Genomic DNA, 1,033 nt, shown 5'->3' on the forward strand with positions numbered 1-1,033 from the left:
CGCCGGCGACGTCCTCGGTGCGATACGCGAGCCATACCTGCAGTTCGTCGAGGTAGTAGTTGTTGTACAGCACGTCTTTGATCCCGCCGAGCTTCGCCGTTTGCTCCGTCGGCGACGGAACGTTGTAGAGCCGCCACGCCACCAGCAGGCCGGTCAGCGCGAGGCCGAGTGAGACGGCCGCGCCGACGAGCACCGTGGCGACCTCGCCGCCGACGATGTACTGGCTGCTGTACGGGCCGATGTCGCCGTAGTGGTGCGAGGAGAGCCCCTCGATTCCGCCCCACTCGTTATCGAGCCAGCGGTGGAGCAGGTCGATCCCCTCCAGCCCGAGGACCTTCTGGACCGGAACCATGTTGATGAGACCGGTGACGACCGCGAGCGAGCCGAGGACCGTCAGCGGTCCCTTCACGTTCCAGCGCACGGGTTCGGGGTCGCGAGCGGTGTCGCTACGCGGCTCGCCGTGGAAGGTCAGGAACACCATCCGGAACGTGTAAAAGGCGGTGACGGGGACCGCGAGCAGTCCCATGAGGTAGCCGCCGAACAGCAGCGGCTCGCCCGGCGCGTGGACGAGCGCCTCGTAGAGGATCTCGTCTTTCGACCAGAAGCCGGCGAACGGGAAGATGCCCGCGAGCGCCAACGAGCCGGCGAGGAAGGTGTAGTAGGTGACGGGCAGCTTCGATTTGAGCCCGCCCATGTCCCACATGTCCTCGTTGTGGTGCATCGCGATGATGACCGACCCGGCGCCGAGGAACAGCAGCGCCTTGAAGAAGGCGTGGGTGGTCAGGTGGAAGACGGCGGCCACGTACCCGCCCGCGCCGAGCGCGAGCATCATGTAGCCGTACTGCGAGATGGTGGAGTACGCGAGCACCTGCTTCAGCTCGTCTTTCACGACGCCCATCGTCGCCGCGAACAGCGCGGTGAAACCGCCGATGAAGGCGATCACCGCGAGCGTCGTGGGCGTCAGCGCGTAGAACCCGTACATCCGCGCGACGAGGTAGACGCCGGCCGCGACCATCGTCGCGGCGTGGATCAG

1 protein-coding gene is annotated in these 1,033 nt (G+C 66.5%); it reads right to left on the bottom strand.

All coding sequences use genetic code 11. The features are described 5' to 3' along the window. Positions 1 to 1,033, bottom strand: a 1,033-nt coding sequence (locus tag SD626R_RS00485) for an NADH-quinone oxidoreductase subunit 5 family protein (RefSeq protein ID WP_303645071.1), incomplete at both ends; no start/stop codon positions are given.

The organism is Halorubrum sp. SD626R (assembly GCF_001261915.1).
Taxonomy (GTDB): domain Archaea; phylum Halobacteriota; class Halobacteria; order Halobacteriales; family Haloferacaceae; genus Halorubrum.